The organism is Streptomyces sp. NPDC017095 (assembly GCF_044332325.1).
Classification (GTDB): Bacteria; Actinomycetota; Actinomycetes; order Streptomycetales; family Streptomycetaceae; genus Streptomyces.
The window spans coordinates 371,948-389,911 of record NZ_JBIROU010000004.1 but is presented as its reverse complement, the minus strand read 5'-3'; the positions used below and the strand labels follow the sequence as shown (position 1 = coordinate 389,911).

General features: G+C 73.4%; 17 protein-coding genes and 1 tRNA gene. 9 read left to right on the top strand and 9 right to left on the bottom strand.

Annotated features, from left to right (window positions below):
• Positions 1–19 precede the first annotated feature (19 nt).
• The 3 genes from ACH4OA_RS10925 to msiK all read right to left on the bottom strand — a co-directional run bounded on the left by ACH4OA_RS10925 (position 20) and on the right by msiK (position 2,628).
• Positions 20–751 (bottom strand): nucleotidyltransferase family protein, encoded by a 732-nt coding sequence (locus ACH4OA_RS10925; RefSeq protein WP_365872409.1) that lies wholly within the window; start codon positions 749–751, stop codon positions 20–22.
• Between the two features lie 80 nt (positions 752–831).
• Positions 832–1,290 carry a hypothetical protein gene (locus ACH4OA_RS10920; RefSeq protein ID WP_397949004.1) on the bottom strand — a complete coding sequence of 153 codons (459 nt, stop codon included), beginning with the start codon at positions 1,288–1,290 and terminating at the stop codon, positions 832–834.
• 201 nt (positions 1,291–1,491) lie between these two features.
• Positions 1,492–2,628, bottom strand: a complete 1,137-nt coding sequence (gene msiK, locus ACH4OA_RS10915) for a diacetylchitobiose ABC transporter ATP-binding protein MsiK (protein WP_365872413.1) — start codon at positions 2,626–2,628, stop codon at positions 1,492–1,494.
• Positions 2,629–2,834: 206 nt separating this feature from the next.
• Between msiK and ACH4OA_RS10910 the strand changes: the two genes are divergently transcribed.
• From ACH4OA_RS10910 to ACH4OA_RS10895, 4 genes are all read left to right on the top strand, one after another.
• A tRNA-Thr gene (locus tag ACH4OA_RS10910) sits at positions 2,835–2,908 on the top strand.
• 164 nt (positions 2,909–3,072) lie between these two features.
• Positions 3,073–3,726, top strand: a complete 654-nt coding sequence (locus ACH4OA_RS10905; RefSeq protein WP_397968661.1) for a rhomboid-like protein — start codon at positions 3,073–3,075, stop codon at positions 3,724–3,726.
• Between the two features lie 10 nt (positions 3,727–3,736).
• Positions 3,737–5,143, top strand: a complete 1,407-nt coding sequence (locus ACH4OA_RS10900) for an NAD(P)/FAD-dependent oxidoreductase (RefSeq protein ID WP_397968659.1) — start codon at positions 3,737–3,739, stop codon at positions 5,141–5,143.
• 176 nt (positions 5,144–5,319) lie between these two features.
• Complete coding sequence (locus ACH4OA_RS10895; protein ID WP_397968657.1) at positions 5,320–6,012, top strand: pentapeptide repeat-containing protein; 693 nt, start codon at positions 5,320–5,322, stop codon at positions 6,010–6,012.
• A gap of 22 nt (positions 6,013–6,034) precedes the next feature.
• Here ACH4OA_RS10895 and ACH4OA_RS10890 read toward each other — a convergent pair whose 3' ends face one another.
• Complete coding sequence (locus ACH4OA_RS10890; protein WP_397968655.1) at positions 6,035–7,429, bottom strand: M1 family metallopeptidase; 1,395 nt, start codon at positions 7,427–7,429, stop codon at positions 6,035–6,037.
• An 82-nt stretch (positions 7,430–7,511) separates the two neighbouring features.
• On the opposite strand from ACH4OA_RS10890, the gene ACH4OA_RS10885 reads away from it, so the two are divergent.
• Positions 7,512–8,012, top strand: a complete 501-nt coding sequence (locus ACH4OA_RS10885; RefSeq protein ID WP_365872427.1) for a hypothetical protein — start codon at positions 7,512–7,514, stop codon at positions 8,010–8,012.
• Positions 8,013–8,072: 60 nt separating this feature from the next.
• On the opposite strand, the gene ACH4OA_RS10880 is transcribed toward ACH4OA_RS10885, so the two are convergent.
• On the bottom strand, positions 8,073–8,648 hold the full coding sequence (locus tag ACH4OA_RS10880; protein WP_365872429.1) for a TerD family protein: 576 nt from the start codon (positions 8,646–8,648) through the stop codon (positions 8,073–8,075).
• 195 nt (positions 8,649–8,843) lie between these two features.
• Here ACH4OA_RS10880 and arfB point away from each other — a divergent pair, with 195 nt between their 5' ends.
• Both arfB and ACH4OA_RS10870 read left to right on the top strand, forming a co-directional pair.
• The gene (arfB, locus tag ACH4OA_RS10875; RefSeq protein WP_365872431.1) at positions 8,844–9,281 is read left to right on the top strand and encodes an alternative ribosome rescue aminoacyl-tRNA hydrolase ArfB; all 438 of its coding nucleotides are present in this window, start codon (positions 8,844–8,846) and stop codon (positions 9,279–9,281) included.
• Positions 9,282–9,525: 244 nt separating this feature from the next.
• On the top strand, positions 9,526–10,365 hold the full coding sequence (locus tag ACH4OA_RS10870; protein WP_397968653.1) for a sigma-70 family RNA polymerase sigma factor: 840 nt from the start codon (positions 9,526–9,528) through the stop codon (positions 10,363–10,365).
• A 626-nt stretch (positions 10,366–10,991) separates the two neighbouring features.
• Here ACH4OA_RS10870 and ACH4OA_RS10865 read toward each other — a convergent pair.
• Entirely contained in the window at positions 10,992–11,564 is a 573-nt protein-coding gene (locus ACH4OA_RS10865; protein WP_397968651.1) for a flavin reductase family protein, read from the bottom strand.
• Positions 11,565–11,923: 359 nt separating this feature from the next.
• On the opposite strand from ACH4OA_RS10865, the gene cdgB reads away from it, so the two are divergent.
• Both cdgB and ACH4OA_RS10855 read left to right on the top strand, forming a co-directional pair.
• Positions 11,924–13,603, top strand: a complete 1,680-nt coding sequence (gene cdgB, locus ACH4OA_RS10860; protein WP_365872437.1) for a diguanylate cyclase CdgB — start codon at positions 11,924–11,926, stop codon at positions 13,601–13,603.
• 118 nt (positions 13,604–13,721) lie between these two features.
• A complete protein-coding gene (locus ACH4OA_RS10855; protein WP_397942550.1) occupies positions 13,722–14,642 on the top strand; it encodes a carbohydrate-binding protein in 921 nt (306 codons plus the stop codon).
• Between the two features lie 87 nt (positions 14,643–14,729).
• On the opposite strand, the gene ACH4OA_RS10850 is transcribed toward ACH4OA_RS10855, so the two are convergent.
• From ACH4OA_RS10850 to ACH4OA_RS10840, 3 genes are all read right to left on the bottom strand, one after another.
• Positions 14,730–15,647: a 1-phosphofructokinase family hexose kinase gene (locus ACH4OA_RS10850; RefSeq protein ID WP_397968649.1), complete on the bottom strand. Its 918-nt coding sequence runs from the start codon at positions 15,645–15,647 to the stop codon at positions 14,730–14,732.
• A 122-nt stretch (positions 15,648–15,769) separates the two neighbouring features.
• Positions 15,770–16,912: an N-acetylglucosamine-6-phosphate deacetylase gene (gene nagA / locus ACH4OA_RS10845; protein WP_397942554.1), complete on the bottom strand. Its 1,143-nt coding sequence runs from the start codon at positions 16,910–16,912 to the stop codon at positions 15,770–15,772.
• Positions 16,912–17,856 carry an ROK family protein gene (locus tag ACH4OA_RS10840; protein ID WP_397942603.1) on the bottom strand — a complete coding sequence of 315 codons (945 nt, stop codon included), beginning with the start codon at positions 17,854–17,856 and terminating at the stop codon, positions 16,912–16,914. Before ACH4OA_RS10840 ends, nagA begins: the two co-directional genes overlap by 1 nt.
• Positions 17,857–17,964: the final 108 nt, after the last annotated feature.

Genomic DNA, 17,964 nt, shown 5'->3' with positions numbered 1-17,964 from the left:
CGTGGTGCGACAGCGCCGGCTAGCGTCCCAGGGCGGCCAGTTCCCTGGCCGCCTCCGTCAGGTCCTTCGCCGTGTCGATGGCCCGCCAGTACGCACCCTGCGGAATGGTGAACCCGGCCAGCTTCCGCTCCCGGGCCAGCCGGGGGAACGTGGTCCGCTCGTGGTCTCCCCGCTCGGGCAGCAGCGAGGTGAACTCGGGGGAGAACACATAGACGCCCGCGTTGATCTCGAACGTCGACGGGGGCGCCTCGATGAAGTCGGTGATGTGCCCGAAGCCGTCGGTCCGCACGGCTCCCCAGGGAATCCGCGGCCGGGCCAGGGCCAGCGTGGCGACCGCGTCCCGCTCGGTGTGGAAGTCGGCCATGTCCCGCAGGGAGAACCGCGTCCAGATGTCACCGTTGGTGGCGTACCAGGGCCGGTCGGGATGGGGCAGCCGGGCCGCGGCGTAGCGCAGGCCGCCGCCGCGGCCGAGGGGCTCGGTCTCCACGACGGTGGTGACGGAGACGGGCAGGTCGGCCGAGTCCAGCCACTTCTGCAGGACGTCGGCGAGGTGGCCGCAGGAGACCACCACGTCCGTCACGCCTTCCTCGGCGAGCCAGGTCAGCTGATGGCCGATGATCGGCGTGCCCGTACCGGGGATCTCGACCATCGGCTTGGGCCGGTCGTCGGTGTACGGACGCAGCCGCGAGCCCTGGCCACCGGCCAGGACCACGGCTTGAGTGGGGCGCGACGCGGCGCTCGGATGGGTCATGACCGCACTGTACGTGGCGCCCCGCCACGGTGTGCGGTCGGCAACGGGTTCCCCGGCGGGCCCGTCGCCGGACTCCCGCCTCAGCTGTGCGCGGCCAGGACGCCCGAGGCGAAGGCGGTGTCGCACACGGGCCGGGCGTACGACTGGGCGCGCGTGGCGCCGTAGATGCGGACGGCGGCCGTGCCGAGGGCGCGGGCGATGGAGGAGCAGTGCCGGGCCAGCGCGGGGCGTCCGTTGACGGCCCGCTGGAGGTGGGTGAGCGCCACGCCCGGGTCCTGCTCCCGGAGTTCGCTCAGCAGCTGGTCGCGGAGCACGTCCTGCGGGGCGCGGGCCGTCTTGGCGGGGGCCTTCGCCGCCGAGATGTCGGAGGCGGCCAGCATCGGGCCGGCGGGGCTCCCCGTCCAGTTGACCCGGGTGACGGCGAGGGTCCCGGAGAGCACCAGGACGACGGGCAGGACGAGGGCGAGAGTGCGGCCGATACGGCGGGCAGGGCCGCCCCGGTGGCCGCGTCGCGTCTGTGGGGTGGTGGAGTGCTTCACGCGTGTGAGGTTAGCGCCCGGTAATGGCGTGAGGACAATGCGTCACCCTTATGGGGGATGAGAACGGGCTGTTTTCGGGGTAATGGGTTGACTCCGCCGCTCGGAATGATCACCGCGCCGGGGGTTTTCCGCCGCCGACGCGGAAGGCCCCGCGGTCGGACCGCGGGGCCTTTCACGACGGGGCGTCTCGCGCCGCGAGGGTCAGTCGGTCAGCCGCTCGCCCGTGGACGTGGAGAACACGTGGATCTCGCCCGGCCGCGGCACCACGTGCAGCGTGGAGCCCTTCTCCGGCACGGCGCGGCTGTTGACGCGGACCACGAGGTCCTTCTGCTCGCCGCCGACCTCGACGGTGCCGAAGACGAAGCCGTCGGCGCCGGTCTCCTCGACGACGTTCACCGAGACGGCGAGGCCGGCCGGGGCGTCCGCGGTGTCCTTCGACAGGGACGCGGCGGCGCCGCCGCCCAGCTCGACCACGTCGAAGTGCTCGGGACGGACGCCGACGGTCACCGTGCGGTCGCCCTTGTCGGCGGCGGCCTTCAGGGCGTCCCGGTTGACCGGCACGACGCTGTTGCCGAACTTCACGCCGCCGTCGGTGATCGGGACCTCGATCAGGTTCATGGCGGGCGAGCCGATGAAGCCGGCGACGAAGAGGTTCGCGGGCTTGTCGTACATGTTCCGCGGCGAGTCGACCTGCTGGAGCAGACCGTCCTTGAGGACCGCCACCCGGTCGCCCATCGTCATGGCCTCGACCTGGTCGTGGGTGACGTAGACGGTGGTGATGCCGAGCCGGCGCTGGAGCGACGCGATCTGCGTACGGGTGGAGACGCGCAGCTTGGCGTCCAGGTTGGACAGCGGTTCGTCCATGAGGAAGACCTGCGGCTCGCGGACGATCGCGCGGCCCATGGCGACACGCTGGCGCTGACCGCCGGAGAGCGCCTTCGGCTTGCGGTCCAGGTACTCGCTGAGGTCGAGGATCTTCGCGGCCTCCTCGACCTTCTGCCGGATCTCCGCCTTGTTGACGCCGGCGATCTTGAGCGCGAAGCCCATGTTGTCGGCGACCGTCATGTGCGGGTAGAGGGCGTAGTTCTGGAACACCATGGCGATGTCCCGGTCCTTGGGCGGCAGGTGCGTGACGTCGCGGTCGCCGATGCGGATGGCGCCGCCGTTGACGTCCTCCAGACCCGCGAGCATCCGCAGGGAGGTGGACTTGCCGCAGCCGGACGGGCCGACCAGGACGAGGAACTCGCCGTCCTCGATCGCGATCTCCAGCGCGTCGACGGCGGGCTTGGTGGAACCCGGGTAGATCCGGGTCGCCTTGTCGAACGTGACAGTGGCCATGGTGATGGGCCCCCTTCTACCGGCAGGAACGTGCCGGACGATCCGTTGTAGGAAGGTGGTTGGTGTAGTCCACCGGGGTGAACTGGATCGAGACGGTACCTGGCGTTCACACGCTCTGTCAGTACTTCGGCCGAGGTGAACTTCACGGAAATTCTCTCCGGGGCGCCCCGGAGACCTGGGTAGACTGCACGAGCACCCCGGTGCACGCCTCCTTAGCTCAGCTGGTCAGAGCGCCGCTCTTGTAAAGCGAAGGCCGTCGGTTCGAATCCGACAGGGGGCTCGCGCAGGCCCCGGTGGAATCCGCTTCCACCGGGGCCTTTTTCTGCCGGCGGCGCGGTGGCGAACTCCCGCCCCGGCGGGCCGTGGTACCGCTCCGGTGCCCCGGCCGGCCCCGCGGGAATGTCGGTCACGGGCCGGGCGATACCGCCGTGTGTGAATCGGACCATGCGAATTCACCGGGCCCTGGGCGGCGTGTGGGCGTTCGTCCGCGGTGCTCCCGGCACCTATGTGTGGCTGAGTGTCCTCTTCATCACGACGGTGGTGCTGCATCACATGCCGCCGGAGTTCGAGGAGCACTTCCTGCGGCACCGGTCGACGAATCTGCACGAGCTGTCGCGCGACCCGGTGCGGGTGCTGGTGGCGAGCGCGATGTGGAACGAGAGCGGCCACTGGCTGCCGTACGCCGTCCTGTACACGGTGTTCCACGCGCCGGCCGAACGCCGGCTGGGCACGGCCCGCTGGCTGGCGGTGTGCGCGCTCGCCCACGTGCTGGCCTCGCTGGTCAGCGAGGCGGTGCTGCTGACGGCGATCCGGCGCGGCCGGGCGCCGCTCACGGCGGTCCACACCCTGGACATCGGGGTGAGCTACGCGCTGGCCGGGGTGATCGCGGTGCTCGGCTACCGGATCGCGGCGCCCTGGCGGTACGCGTACCTGGCGGCGGTGCTCGCCGTGTTCGCCCTGCCGCTGACCGCCGGGCCGACCTTCACCGATATCGGCCACTTCGTCGCGGCGCTGATCGGCCTCGCCTGCTATCCGCTGGTCAGAGGGCGGGGAAAAGCATGGAATCCGAAGGAGACACCGGCCGGGCCCAGGGGTTAACGTCCCGGCCATGAGCAGCTCGGCAAGCGGTGCCGTCAACGGCGGTGTCTCGTTCTGGTACGCGGACGACGGTCTTCCGGCGGTGCGGGAGCCGCTGTCCGGGGACGCGAGCGCGGACGTCGTCATCGTCGGCGGCGGGTACACGGGCCTGTGGACGGCGTACTACCTGAAGAAGGCGGCGCCCTTCCTGCGGATCACCGTGCTGGAGCAGAAGTTCTGCGGGTACGGCGCCTCCGGCCGCAACGGCGGCTGGCTGTACAACGGGATCGCGGGCCGGGACCGGTACGCGCGGCTGCACGGCCACGAGGCCGCCGTACGGCTCCAGAAGGCGATGAACGACACGGTGGCCGAGGTGGTCGGGGTCGCCGCGGCGGAGGGCATCGACGCCGACGTGCACCAGGGCGGTGTCCTGGAAGTGGCCACCACCCCCGCGCAGTGGGCCCGGCTGCGGGCGTTCCACGAGCACGAGCTGGCCTTCGGCGAGCAGGACCGGGAGCTGTACGGCGCCCGGGAGACCGCCGCGCGGATCCGGGTCGCGGACGCGGTCGGCTCCGCCTGGACCCCGCACGGCGCCAGGCTGCACCCGGTGAAGCTGGTGAAGGGACTCGCGGCGGCCGTGGAGGCGCTCGGCGTGACGGTCCACGAGTCGACGCCGGTGACGGAGATCCGGCCCCGGCACGCGGTCACGCCCTACGGCACGGTCCGCGCGCCCTACGTCCTGCGCTGCACCGAGGGCTTCACCGCCTCCCTGAAGGGCCAGAAGCGGACCTGGCTGCCGATGAACTCCTCGATGATCGCCACCGAGCCGCTCACCGAGGAGCAGTGGGCGGCGATCGGCTGGGCGGGCCGGGAGACCCTGGGCGACCTGGCGCACGCCTATATGTACGCCCAGCGCACGGCGGACGGCCGGATCGCGCTCGGCGGGCGCGGGGTGCCGTACCGCTTCGGCTCGCGCACCGACAACGACGGCCGCACCCAGGAGGCGACCGTCGAGGCGCTGCGCGAGATCCTTACCCGCTTCTTCCCGTCGCTGGCCGGCGTCCGGATCGCGCACGCCTGGTCGGGCGTCCTCGGCGTGCCGCGCGACTGGTGCGCGACCGTCACGCTGGACCGCTCCACCGGTCTGGGCTGGGCGGGCGGCTACGTCGGCTCCGGTGTCGCCACCGCCAACCTGGCCGCCCGCACCCTGCGCGACCTGCTCCGGCGGGACTCCGGCCAGGGCGGGCGGACCGAGCTGACGGAACTGCCCTGGGTGGACCACAAGGTGCGCAGGTGGGAGCCGGAACCGCTGCGCTGGCTGGGCGTCCAGGGCATGTACGCCACCTACCGCGCCGCCGACCGGCGCGAACGCCTGCGCCCGGGCCTGCGGTCCTCCCGGCTGGCGCGAGCGGCGGACCGGGTGGCGGGCCGGCACTGACCTCCGGCGGACGCCACCGGACCGCGCGCGGGGCGCTACGGCGCGACCGGCCGGACGGCCGCGCGGGTCGGCCCACCTGCTCCACGGGGAGGACGGCCGGTGCCTCGCCGTGTGTGACATCCCCGCCTTCCGCGGGCTCGGGACGGACTGTCAGTGGCGGGGTGCAGCATGGGGGCATGGTGAGGCGAACGAGCGGGAACCGGGCGGCGGACCGGACGGCGGTACGGGGCGCGCGGCGGGCGGAGGTGCGGCTGCCGGCCCTGGACCCCTGGGACGGGGACGCGCTGGAGCCGGACGGCGACTACGACGGGCTGGAGTTCCGGGAGCGGGACCTGACCGGGCAGGACGCGCGGGGCGCCCGGTTCATGGACTGCGCGCTGACGGGCTGCGCGGTGGACGGCACGGCACTGGGCCGGGCCCGGGTGCTGGACTCGGTGCTGACCGGGCTGCGCGGTGTCGGCACCCAGCTCGCGGAGTCCGCGTTCCGGGACGTCGAGCTGGTCGACGCGCGCCTGGGCGGCGCCCAGATGCACGGCGCCGTGCTGGAGCGGGTCGTGGTCCGCGGCGGCAAGATCGACTTCCTGAATCTGCGCGAGGCCCGCCTGAAGGACGTCGTCTTCGAGTCCTGCGTGCTGGTCGAGCCGGACTTCGCGGGCGCGCGCCTGGAGCGGGTGGAGTTCGTGGACTGCGCGCTCACGGGCGCCGACTTCGGCAACGTCGCCCTGACGGACGTCGACCTGCGGGGCGCCGCGCCCCTGGAGATCACCCGCGGTCTGGACCGGCTGTCCGGGGCGGTGGTCAGCACCGGTCAGCTGCTGGATCTGGCCCCGGTGCTGGCGGCGGAGCTGGGAATCCGGGTGGAGGGCTGAGGGGCGGCGGCCGGGCGGTTGGTCACGGGCGGTCCGGCTTGCCGTCCCCGTACAGCCAGTCCCGCCAGATCTCGCCGAAGTCCCGCTCCGGGGCCTTCTTCTCGACGTACGCGGTGAAGGCGGCGGTGCCGGCGGTGCCGTGGCGGCGGGCGGCGGCCCAGCCCTGGATGATGTCGTAGAAGGTGTCGTCGCCGACCTTCTGGCGGATCTTGTGCAGGACCATCGCGCCGCGCTCGTAGACCGGACTGTCGGAGATGTGCGCGGCGCTCGACGGCCTGGCCGGCGGGAAGGCCCAGACGGCCTCGTGGTCGCCCTCGTACAGGCGGGTGAAGGTCTCCTGGGCGGTGGGCCCGTCGTGGTCCTCGTCGTACAGCCACTCCGCGTAGGTCGCGAAGCCCTCGTTCAGCCACATGTCCCGCCAGGAGGCGGGGCCGACCGAGTCGCCGTACCACTGGTGGGCGAGTTCGTGCACGAGCGTGCCGGTGTCGAACTGGTCGCCGGGGAAGACGGGCCGGGTCTGCGTCTCCAGGGCGTAGCCGGTGTCCCCGGGGCGGTCGACGATCACCCCGGCGGAGGAGAACGGGTACGGCCCGAAGTTGTACTCCTCCCAGTCGAGGATCCCGGGCAGTTCGGCGAGCACCCCGGCGCTCGCGCGGGCCTGGCGGGGGTCGACGGCGGTGAGGACGGGCAGGCCGTGCGGGCCGGTGGTGCGGGCGATGTCGTAGTGGCCGATGGCGACGGTGGCGAGGTAGCTCGCCATGGGCTGGGCCGGATGCCAGTGGTAGGAGGTGCGGCCGCCGCGCGTGGTCGCTTGCGTCAACTCGCCGTTGGACACGGCTTGCAGGCCCTGGGGGACGGTGACCGTGATGTCGTAGGACGCCTTGTCGGAGGGGTGGTGGTTGCCGGGGAACCAGGTCATGGAGCCGACGGGTTCGCCGAGGGCCAGGGCGCCGTCGGCGGTGGGCAGCCAGCCCTCCTCGGAGCCGTCGGGGTCGGTGAGGGTGCGCGGGGTGCCCGAATAGCGGACGGTCGTGCGGAAGGTCTCGCCCTGGGCGAGGTCGTCGCGCGGGCGTACGGTGAGTTCCTGGCCGGCGCGGCTCCACCGGGCGGCGGCGCCCTCGACGCGGACGGAGCCGACGCGCAGCCCGGCGAGGTCGAGGCGGAACGCGGACAGGTCCCGGGTGGCCCGGGCGGTGATGACCGCGGTGCCGGTGAGACGGCGGGTGGCCGGGGTGTAGTCCAGGGCGATGTCGTAGTGGTCGACGTCGTAGCCGCCGTTGCCGGCCCGGGGGAAGTACGGGTCGCCGAGGCCGGAGGCGCCCGGGGTGCCCCGCACCCCGCCGTCGCACGCGGTGCCGGTGAGGACGAGGGCGAGCAGGACGGCGACGGCCGGAACACGGCGTACGGACCTGGACATGTCAGTGATCTTAGGCGGGCCCCCGGCCGGGCCGGGCGGATCGGAGACGGGGGCCGGAGGGCGGGCGTGACACCATCTCACCGTGCTCGACATCGGCTATGCCCTCTCCAACCGGTTCCCGGACCCGCCGCAGACCGACTACCGGCGCGCGGACGTGCGCGCGCTGCGGCACGACCTGTTCTGCGGGGACGTCTATCTCGCGGACACCGAGGCCGACCGGGAACTGTCCACAGCCTGGGGATGGGTGCCGGTGCTGGACTTCGCGTGGGCGCTGTGCGACATCGTGGAGCGGCTGGACCGGGACCCGATGGGCTCGCGGGCCGCCCGGCCGCAGCGGGCGGAACTGGACTTCACCGAGTCCACCGACCGGATGCTCTTCGAGCGCCGCTTCGGCTGGGTCGACATCACGTCCGACTGGAGCCCGGCCGAAGAACCCCCGCTGACCTTCTCCCACGCCGAACTGCGGCGGGAGGCCCGGGACTTCCTGCACGACCTGCTCGCCGACCTCACCGACCTGCACGAGGGCCTGGCGGAGAACCCGGCCGTCTGGACCCTCCAGGCCCGCTTCCCGCGGGTGGGGTGAGGCCCGCCGGGGCCGCGAGGGCTCCCCGGCGGTGCCGGACAGCCCTCGCGCGGGAGGGGCTCAGACGTTGACGCCGAAGTCCTGCGCGATGCCCACCAGGCCCGAGGCGTAACCCTGGCCGACCGCGCGGAACTTCCACTCCGCGCCGTTGCGGTACAGCTCGCCGAAGACCATGGCCGTCTCGGTGGCCGCGTCCTCCGACAGGTCGTAGCGCGCGATCTCGGCGCCGCCGGCCTGGTTGACGATGCGGATGTAGGCGTTGCGGACCTGGCCGAAGTTCTGGCTGCGGTTCTCCGCGTCGTAGATGGAGACCGGGAAGACGATCTTGTCGATGTCGGCCGGGAGCGCGGCCAGGTTGACGTTGATCGCCTCGTCGTCGCCGGAGCCCTCACCCGTGCGGTTGTCGCCCGTGTGGACGATCGAGCTGTCCGGGGTCTGCTTGTTGTTGAAGAAGACGAAGTGGGCGTCCGAGTAGACCTTGCCCTGCCCGTTCACCGCGATGGCGGAGGCGTCCAGGTCGAAGTCCGTGCCGGTGGTGGTGCGGACGTCCCAGCCGAGGCCCACGGTGACGGCGGTCAGGCCCGGAGCCTCCTTGGTGAGCGAGACGTTGCCACCCTTGGACAGGCTTACAGCCATGATTTGGGAGTCCCTTCCTTAGATACCGTGCATATCCGGGCACGATCTGTGCCGACGGAAGCTACCGACGAAGCTACCGTCACCCGGGACAACGTCGCGGAGGGTCCCGTGGGTTCCGGCTCGCTTTACCTTTTTTACCGAGCCGGGGTCCGGCGCGCGAAATCGGGGTGACGTGCGCCGGGTCGGGCCGGGAACATGGAGCACATGTCCGGGCCCTATCTCATCCGTGGCTCCGTCTCGCTTCCCGAGGCCGAGCTGATATGGCGTTTCTCCAGGTCGTCGGGGCCCGGGGGACAGCACGTCAACACCAGCGACTCCCAGGTGGAGCTGCGGTTCGACCTCGCCCGCACCGAGGCGCTGCCGGCGGTGTGGAAGGAACGGGCGCTCGACCGGCTGGCCGGCCGTCTCGTCGACGGCGTGGTGTCCGTACGGGCCTCCGAGCACCGCTCGCAGTGGCGCAACCGCGAGACCGCCGCCGTACGCCTCGCCGCGCTCCTCGCGGAGGCCACCGCGCCGCCGCCGAAGCCCCGCAGGCCCACCCGCATCCCCCGCGGCATCAACGAGCGGCGGCTGCGCGAGAAGAAGCAGCGCGCGGAGACCAAGCGCGGCCGCACGGGCCGCGACTGGGGGTAGCGGGCGCGCGGCGGCGTCTTCGTATGGGTGGCCGGCGGTCACCGGCTGGGACGGCGGCCGTGGCGCCTTCGCGCGGGTGGCCGGCGGTCGCCGGCTGGGACGGAGGTCGCGGCGCCTTCGCGCGAGTGACCCGCGGCCACCGGCTGGGACGGATGTCGCGGGCGAGTCACATTCCCGGGTCCTCCGGCGTCAGGGTGTCGTACGAGCGCGCCCGTGGACGATGACGGAAGAGGCCTGAGCAGCGATGACCGACCACGACTTCCTCGCCGAGCGGTTCGAGGCGTACCGCGGACACCTGCGGGCCGTCGCCTACCGCATGCTGGGCTCCGTCGCCGAGGCCGAGGACGCCGTCCAGGAGGCGTGGCTGCGGCTGAGCCGGTCCGACACCGCAGAGGTGGAGAACCTCGGCGGCTGGCTCACCACCGTCGTCGGCCGGGTCTGCCTCGACGTGCTCCGCGCCCGCCGCTCCCGGGGCGAGGAGCCGCTGGAGAGCTGGCGGCCGGCGCCGGACACCGGGCCGGACCCGGCGCACGGCGCGCTGCTCGCCGACTCCGTGGGGCTCGCCCTGCTGGTCGTCCTGGACACGCTCGCACCGGCCGAGCGGCTGGCGTTCGTGCTGCACGACCTGTTCGGCGTGCCCTTCGCCGAGATCGCGGGCATCCTCGGGCGCAGCCCGGCCGCGGCCCGGCAGCTCGCCAGCCGGGCCCGGCGCCGGGTGCGGGGCGTGCGGGCCCCGGAGGCCGACCTGGCCCGCCAGCGGGAGGTGGTGGACGCCTTCCTGGCCGCCGCCCGGGACGGCGACTTCGACGGGCTGCTCGCGGTGCTCGACCCGGACGTGGTGGCCCGCACGGAGCAGGGCGTGAACAGCGGCGCGGCCCGGGTCGCCGCCGGCGCGGCGGCGTTCGCGCACCTGGCGCGTGTCGCGCGCCCGGTGCTGGTGGACGGCGCGACCGGCCTGGCGGTGTTCGCCGACGGCCGCCCGGAGCGGGTGCTGGCCTTCACCTTCGTGTCCGGCCGCATCGCCGCGATCGACATCATCACCGCCCCGACCCGACTGGCGGACCTGAGTGTGGAGGAGGTCTAGGAGCTGCGGTGCGGTCGGGCCGGGTTCGCGGGGCTGGCTGGGCGGGCGGGTCTGTGCGGGTCGGGCCGGGCTGGCGGACCGGCTGGGCGGGTCCGTGCGCTGGGGCCGGGCTGGCGGGGTCGGCGTGAGTGGCGGGCCCGTGTGGGTCGGGCCGGGTTCGCGGGGCTGGCTGGGCGGGCGGGTCTGTGCGGGTTGGACCGGGCTGGCGGGGCTGGCGCGGGCGGGTGCGTGCGGGTCAGGCAGGGCTGGCGGGTGCGTGCGGGTCGGCCGGGCTCGCGTGGCCAACCGGGCGGGCGGGGTCGCGGGGCTGGCGCGGGCGGGTCCGTGGCAGGCGGGGCCGGACCGGCGGGGCCGGGCCGGCGGGGTCGGCGCGGGCGGGCGGCCCCGTGTGGGTCGGGCCGGGGGCGCGGAGCCGAACGGGCGGGCGGCCAGTGCGCTCGGGCCGGGGCCGGCGGGGCCGGTCGGGCGAGCGGCCCCGTGCGCTCGGGCGGGGTCGCGGAACCGGCGCGAGGGCCGGTCGGCAGCGGTGGTGTCCCGGGCGAGAGGGGCACCGGCGCCCGGTCGGCCCGGGCCGCGGGTGGCCGGCCCGGGCCGCGGATGGCCGGCCCGCGTCGCGGGTGGCCGGCTCAGCCGAGGTGTCGGTAGCGGCCCTGGAAGTACAGCAGGGGGCCGCCCTGTGCGCTCGGTACGTGGGCGGTGAGGACGCGGCCGACGACCAGGGTGTGGTCCCCGGCGGTCACCCGCTGCTCGGTGCGGCACTCCAGCGTGGCCAGCGCGCCGCCGACCAGCGGGGCGCCGGTGACCTCGCCGCGCACGTACGGGATGTCCGCGAACAGCAGCCGGTCGCTGATCCGGCCCTTCATGGCGAAGCGGCCCGCGATGTGCCGCTGGCTCTCGGCGAGCACCGACACCGCCCACAGCGGCTGCTCGGCGAGCAGGTCGTCCATGCGGGAGCCCTCGCGCAGGCTGACCAGCACCAGCGGCGGGTCGAGGGAGACCGACAGGAAGGCGGTGGCGGTCATGCCGACGTCCTCCACGGCCGGCGCCGTCGGGTCGTCCGGGTCCAGGGACGGTTCCTGCGCGGTGACCAGGACCACGCCCGCGGCCAGCCGGGACATCGCGGCCCGGAACTCGTCGTTGCTCACCCCCTCAGCATGCCCGGTGGCCTGGGGGGTCGTGGGAGAGGGAGTGTTCAGCACGCCGGAAACGCTAGTCTTCGCCCGGCGCGGCGCGCATCGGGCCTTCGTCCGAGCCGGGTCCTAGGTCCGGCGGCGCAGGAGCGCGTGCATCATGTGAAGACATGGGTACGGTATGTGTTCGCGCGACGTGGGGGGCAAACGCAGAAACTCCACTCAATTGTTCATGTTCTGCTGTGACTTGAGTCACAAGGGGCAGGAATTGTTGACCCTGTGTACCGAGTGGGCAGCGCGCTGTGATTCAGTGGCGGGAGGAGCGGCAAGAGCAACTGCACGGCAATACGAAGTGCCACCGCGGCAACGCGGAAGCAGCGCCGGAGACAACCCTTGATTCGCTGCGAGGTCTCGGGGGGAGGGCGAGCATGGAGACCGAGTCGGAGCCGTACGTCCGTCTTGCGTCCCTGCGACAGCTGCACCAGGTCATGGCCGACATGAACACGGCCCGCAGCCTGGCGGACACACTGCAGAGCGTCGCCGACGGCGCCGTCAACGCCCTCGGGTACGAGATGGCGGCCGTCAACCTGGTCCGCCAGGACGGCGATCTCGTGGTCGCCGCCTTCTCCGGCAACTCCGTCGCCGAGGCCCTGATCACCGGCCGGGCCGGCTCCCGCGAGTCCTGGGACCGCCGGCTGGGCATGGGCGAACGCTGGGGCGACCTGGTCTTCATACCGCACACCGAAGGCTGGGTCCTGGACGACGACGACGTGCCCCAGTGGCACACCGACGGGCCCGCGCCGCGCTTCGAGGACGAGTGGCACCCCTCCGACCGGCTCTTCGCGCCGATGTACACCCCCGGTGTGCAGGGCGGCTCCTCCGGTGAACTGCTCGGCGTGATATCCGTCGACCGGCCGCGCAACGGCCGCCGTCCCGGAGCCTGGGGCCGCGAGGCCCTCCAGATGTACGCCTTCCAGGCCGCCATCGCCATCAGCAACGCCCGGCTGCGCTCGAACATGCAGCGTGCCCTGGTCCGCCTGGAGCGCGAGCAGCAGGCCCTGCGCGCCAGCGAGGAGTCCTTCCGGCAGGCCTTCGAGTACGCGCCGTCCGGCATGGCCATCGCCGAGATGGGCGGCGACCAGCACGGCCGCATCCTGCGCAGCAACGACGCCCTGTGCCGGCTGCTCGGCCGCCCCGCCTCCGCGATGCGCCGCTACTCCTTCGCCGACCTCGTCCACCCGGAGGACATCGGCACCCTGCTGCGCACCTCGGCCGAGGGCGGGCGCGCGGAGCTGCGGCTCGGCCGCCGCGACGGCACGTACGTGTGGGTGTCCCTGCGCAACAGCGTCGTCGCGGACGCCGCCGACGGCCCCCGCTTCCTGCTCACCCACGTCGAGGACATAGAGGAACGCAAGCGGCGCGAGCTCCAGCTCGCCCACCGCGCCTCCCACGACTCGCTGACCGGCCTGCCGAACTCCGCCGAGCTGCGCTCGCGGCTGTCCGCCCGGCTCTGTCAGCGCCCCGCGCACGCCGGCGCCCTGGAGTCCCTGGACGCGGCCTACGGCCACCCGGTCTTCGACACCCCGGCCGGCCCCGGCTTCGAGGTACCGGCCGGCCACGGCTTCGACTTCACGCCGGGCGCGGAGGGCTACGACGCCTACGACCACCATGTGCACACCGCGGCGCCCGCGGACGGCCGCGACGACGGCACCAAGGGCCTCGCGGTCCTCTTCTGCGACCTCGACGGTTTCAAGTCGATCAACGACCGGTACGGGCACAACGCGGGCGACGCGGTCCTCATCGAGGTCGCCCGGCGGCTGAGCAACGGCGTCCGGGACGGCGACACGGTCGCCCGGCTCGGCGGCGACGAGTTCGTGATCCTCGCCGACGGCCTCGGCCGGGCCGACGCCCAGGACCTCGCCGTACGGCTGCGCAACGAGATCATCCAGCCGATCCGGGCCGAGGGCCGGTCCGTCCGGGTGGGCGCCAGCTTCGGCATCGGGTGGGCGCACTGCGGCATGACGGCGGACGAAGTGCTGAAGTCCGCTGACGAGCGGATGTACGTAGAGAAACGATCTCGTCCCAAACAGCACCGCCGTGCCGGATGAACCGCAGGTCAGCGGTTTGACGCGGGCTGGGTCACCCGTTTGGCCGAGTGAGAGCGGGTAGGCTCGCCATTCCAACCCGTACACCGCATCCGCCCGCACTGTTGAGGAGTACCAAGGGATGACGCCCGGCGACAACGGCGCGAGCACGCCCGAGGACGACGACCCGTTCGGCTACCTGTACGCAGACGGCCAGGCCCGGGGAGCCCAGCCGCCGTCCGGTGGTGGGTACGGCTATCCGAACTCCGTCACCAGGGTGCGCGCGGTCGGCGAGCGCCAGTACGGCCAGCAGCAGCCGCCCGCGTACGGCCAGGGCGCGCCCCAGCGGGGCGCCTACGGCCAGCCGAACACCCACTACCAGGCCCCGGAGACTCTTCCGGGCGGCCCGCAGTCCGGCGGCCGCGCCCCGCAGCCGGCCCCGCCCCGCCGCGGCCCGAACACCAAGGGCCTGCTGATCGGCGCGATCGCGGTGGTCGCCGCGGTCGTCATCGGCATCGGCGTGGCGATGATGAACGACGACGCGGGCGACAAGACGGAGGGCGGCGCCTCGGCGGCGCCGTCCACGTCGCAGAGTTCCGAGCCGAGCCGGTCGGCGAGCGCCAGCCCGACCGGCACCGAGCTGCCCAAGACCGACGCCAAGAGCCTGTCCCTCGGGACCGGGATGACGACGGCGTCGGACGTCAAGGGAGCCAGGTCGGACGACGGCACCTACGTGACGGGCTTCAACCAGCCTGGAGCCTCCGTCACCTGGAGCGTCACCGGCGTGCCCGAGTCCGGCAAGTACAGCGTCTACGTCGGTTACAGCGTCCCCGGCAAGGACGCCAACGCCACTCTCACGGTCAACGGCACGACGTCCGACAAGACCGTCAACCTGAAGAACTGGGCGGGCGCGCCGGCGGGCGACTACGAGAAGGGCTGGACGAAGACGTACAACTGGGTCCAGCTCGACAAGGGCACGAACACCATCAAGCTCTCGTGCGAGCAGGGCAACCAGTGCGACGCGCTCATCGACCAGATGTGGCTGGTCAAGGGGTGGGTCTAGGCCGCGGCTGAGCCCTGGAATCGTGCTCCGCCCATGATGGCGGAGCACTTCTGGCGCACCTCGCGTCACCGGCGGGGAGCGCGGCCGTCACGCCGCCGTCACCGACACCCGTGTCAGGAGTTTGTCGTAGGCCGCGTGGTCGAACTCGCCCGCCGCGGGGGCCCGTACCGTCGCCGCCGACAGGGCTGCCGCGCGGCTGAGGCGGTCCGGCCAGGGGAGTTGCTCCAGCAGGCCCGACAGCAGGCCGGCCACCGCCGAGTCGCCGGCGCCGGTCGGGTTGCCGAGTTCGCGGGCGGGCGGGACCGCGCGCCAGCGGCCCTCCGGGGTGACGGCGAGCAGGCCGCCGGCGCCCAGGGAGGCGACGACCGCGTGGGCGCCGCGCCGGCGGGCGTCCTGGGTGGAGCGCAACGGCTCGTGCGAGCCGGTGAGTTCGGCCAGTTCGTCGGCGTTCGGCTTGATGATGTCCGGACGGGCGGCGACCCCGCGGCGCAGCGGCTCACCGCTGGTGTCCAGCAGCACGGGAACGCCCGCCGAGCGGGCCGTGCGGACCAGGTTGGCGTACGCCCCCACCGGCACCCCCGGCGGCAGGCTGCCGCACAGCGCCACCGCCGAGGCGTCCGCCAGCAGTTCGCCGTACCGGTCCAGGAAGGCGCCCCACTCGCCCGGCGCTATCTGCGGGCCCGGCTCGTTGAGCTGGGTGGTGTCGCCCGACAGTTCGTCGACCACGGCGATCGTGCGCCGGCTCGCCCCGGCGACCGGCACCAACGCGTCCGTCAGACCGGGCGTGCCGGCCAGCCGGTCGCGTATCTCCCGGCCGGTCCCGCCGCCCGCGAACCCCGTGACCGTCACCGGGTGGCCGAGCGCGGCCAGCACCCGGGCCACGTTCACGCCCTTGCCGCCGGGCCGTTCGGCGACCGCCGCCACACGGTGGGAGGTGTGCGGCCGCAGGGACCGTACGCGATAGGTGAGGTCGAGAGCGGTGTTCAGTGTGACCGTGAGGATCACCCGGGCCGACCTCCCTCGAAGTGCCTGCGCCTGTCTGCGGTTTCCGGGGCCTCGATCATGCCAAAGAGACGGCGGCGGGCCCAGTGCGCGGGCCGGTCACCGTCTCTGGACCGGGTGACGGATCAGGGCAGTTGGGGCTTCACCACCCATTCGCCCCGGCGCATCACGCCCTTCACCTCGAACCGCGCGTCCAGCAGGACGAGGTCGGCGTCCTTGCCGGGCTCCAGGGAGCCGACGCGGTCGGAGAGGCCGAGCAGCCGGGCCGGGTTGGCGGACAGCGCGGCCACCGCGTCCGGCACCGACAGCTTGTCGACGGTCACCGCCCGCCGGAAGGCGCGGTCCAGGGTGAGCGTGGAGCCCGCGATCGAGCCGCCCTCCACCAGCCGGGCCACGCCCTCGCTGACCTCGACCTCCAGCGGGCCGAGCATGTAGCGGCCGTCGCCGGTGCCGGCCGCGTCCATCGCGTCGGTGATGAAGGCGACCCGGTCCGCGCCCGCGTGGTGGAAGGCCAGCTCCAGCGTCGCGGGATGCAGATGGGTGCCGTCGTTGATCAGCTCGACGGTGACCCGCTCGTCCTCCAGCAGCGCGGCGATCGGGCCGGGCGCGCGGTGGTTGAGCGCCGGCATGGCGTTGAACAGGTGGGTGGCGACGGTGGCGCCCGCGTCGATGGCCTGCACCGTCTGCTCGTAGGTCGCGTCCGTGTGCCCGATCGCCGCGAGCACGCCGTGCTCGGCGAGCAGCCGTACGGAGTCGACGCCGCCGGGCAGCTCGGTGGCGAGGGTGACCATCTTCGCCTTGCCGCGCGCGGCGTCGATCAGCTTGCGGACCTCGGCCGGGTCCGGATCGCGCAGCAGCGCCTCGGAGTGCGCGCCCTTGCGGCACGGCGAGATGAACGGGCCCTCGAAGTGGATGCCCGCGATCTCGCCCTGCTCGGCCAGCTCGCTCAGCAGCCCGGCCTGGCGCACCAGCAGGTCCATCTCGTCGGTGACGGTGGAGGCGACGAGCGTGGTGGTGCCGTGCCGGCGGTGGGTGCGCACGGCGGTGAGGATCTCCTCGGCGGTGCCGGCGAAGGAGGCGCCGCCGCCGCCGTGGTTGTGGAGGTCGACGAAGCCGGGGACCAGCCAGTGGCCGGTCACGTCGAGCACGTCGGTGTCCTCGGGTGCCGCGGCCGCGATCCTCGTGCCCTCCACGGCCAGGCGTGCGCCGTCCGCGATCCCGGAGGGCAGCACCACCCGGGCACCTGCGAGAACCAACCTGGGAGCCATCAGGTGCTTACCTCCGGAGTCGATGAAGCGGTCGTGAGCAGGTCGCGCGCCAGCAGTCCCGCGCCCAGGCAGCCGGCGCTGTCGCCGAGGGCGGCGGGGACGATGGCGGGCAGTTTCTGGAAGGTGAGCCGCTGCCGGACGGCGTCCCGCAGCGGTCGGAACAACACTTCCCCCGCCTCGGCCAGCCCGCCACCGATGATCAGCGTGCGCGGGTCCAGCAGGGTGACGGCGGTGACCAGGCCGTCGGCGAGCGCGTCCACCGCCTCCCGCCAGACCCGGACGGCGTTCGGGTCACCGGACGCGACGGCGCGGGCGCAGTCCGCCGCGTCCGCGTCCGCGTCGCCGCCGCCCGCCGCCCAGGCCGCGCTGACGGCGGACGCGGAGGCGTACCGCTCCAGGCAGCCGCGCTGCCCGCAGGGACAGGGCGTGCCGCCGGGCCGTACGACGATATGGCCGATCTCGCCCGCGAAGCCGTGCGCGCCGGCCTCCACCCGCCCGTCCAGGCCGATGGCGCCCGCGATCCCGGTGCCCAGCGGCACGAACAGGAACCGGTCCGTGCCCCGGCCCGCGCCGATCCGGCCCTCGGCGAGACCGCCGGCGCGGACGTCGTGGCCGAGCGCGACGGGCAGGCCGAGCCGGTCGGCGAGCAGGGCGCGCAGCGGTACGTCCCGCCAGCCGAGGTTGGCCGCGTAGACGGCGGTGCCGGCGGCCTCGTCGACGATGCCGGGGACCGCGATGCCGGCCGCACCGGCCGGCTCGCCGCAGTGCGCGACGCCGTGGGCGCGCAGCTCGGCGGCGAAGTCGAGGATGTCCTCCACCACCGCCTCGGGGCCGCGCTCGCGGCCGGTGGCGCGGCGGGCGCGGTGCAGCAGCGTGCCGTCGTCGCCGACGAGGGCGGCCTTCATCCCGGTACCGCCCACGTCGAGGGCGATGACATGTCTCACCACGGGGCCTAGTGTGGCCCTCCCACCCGCGAGAGGTCTAGTCCACTCGCGTGGTGTAGACCTTATGTGTCCATATGTTGAACGGTCAGACAGCAGGGTTGGGGCTTT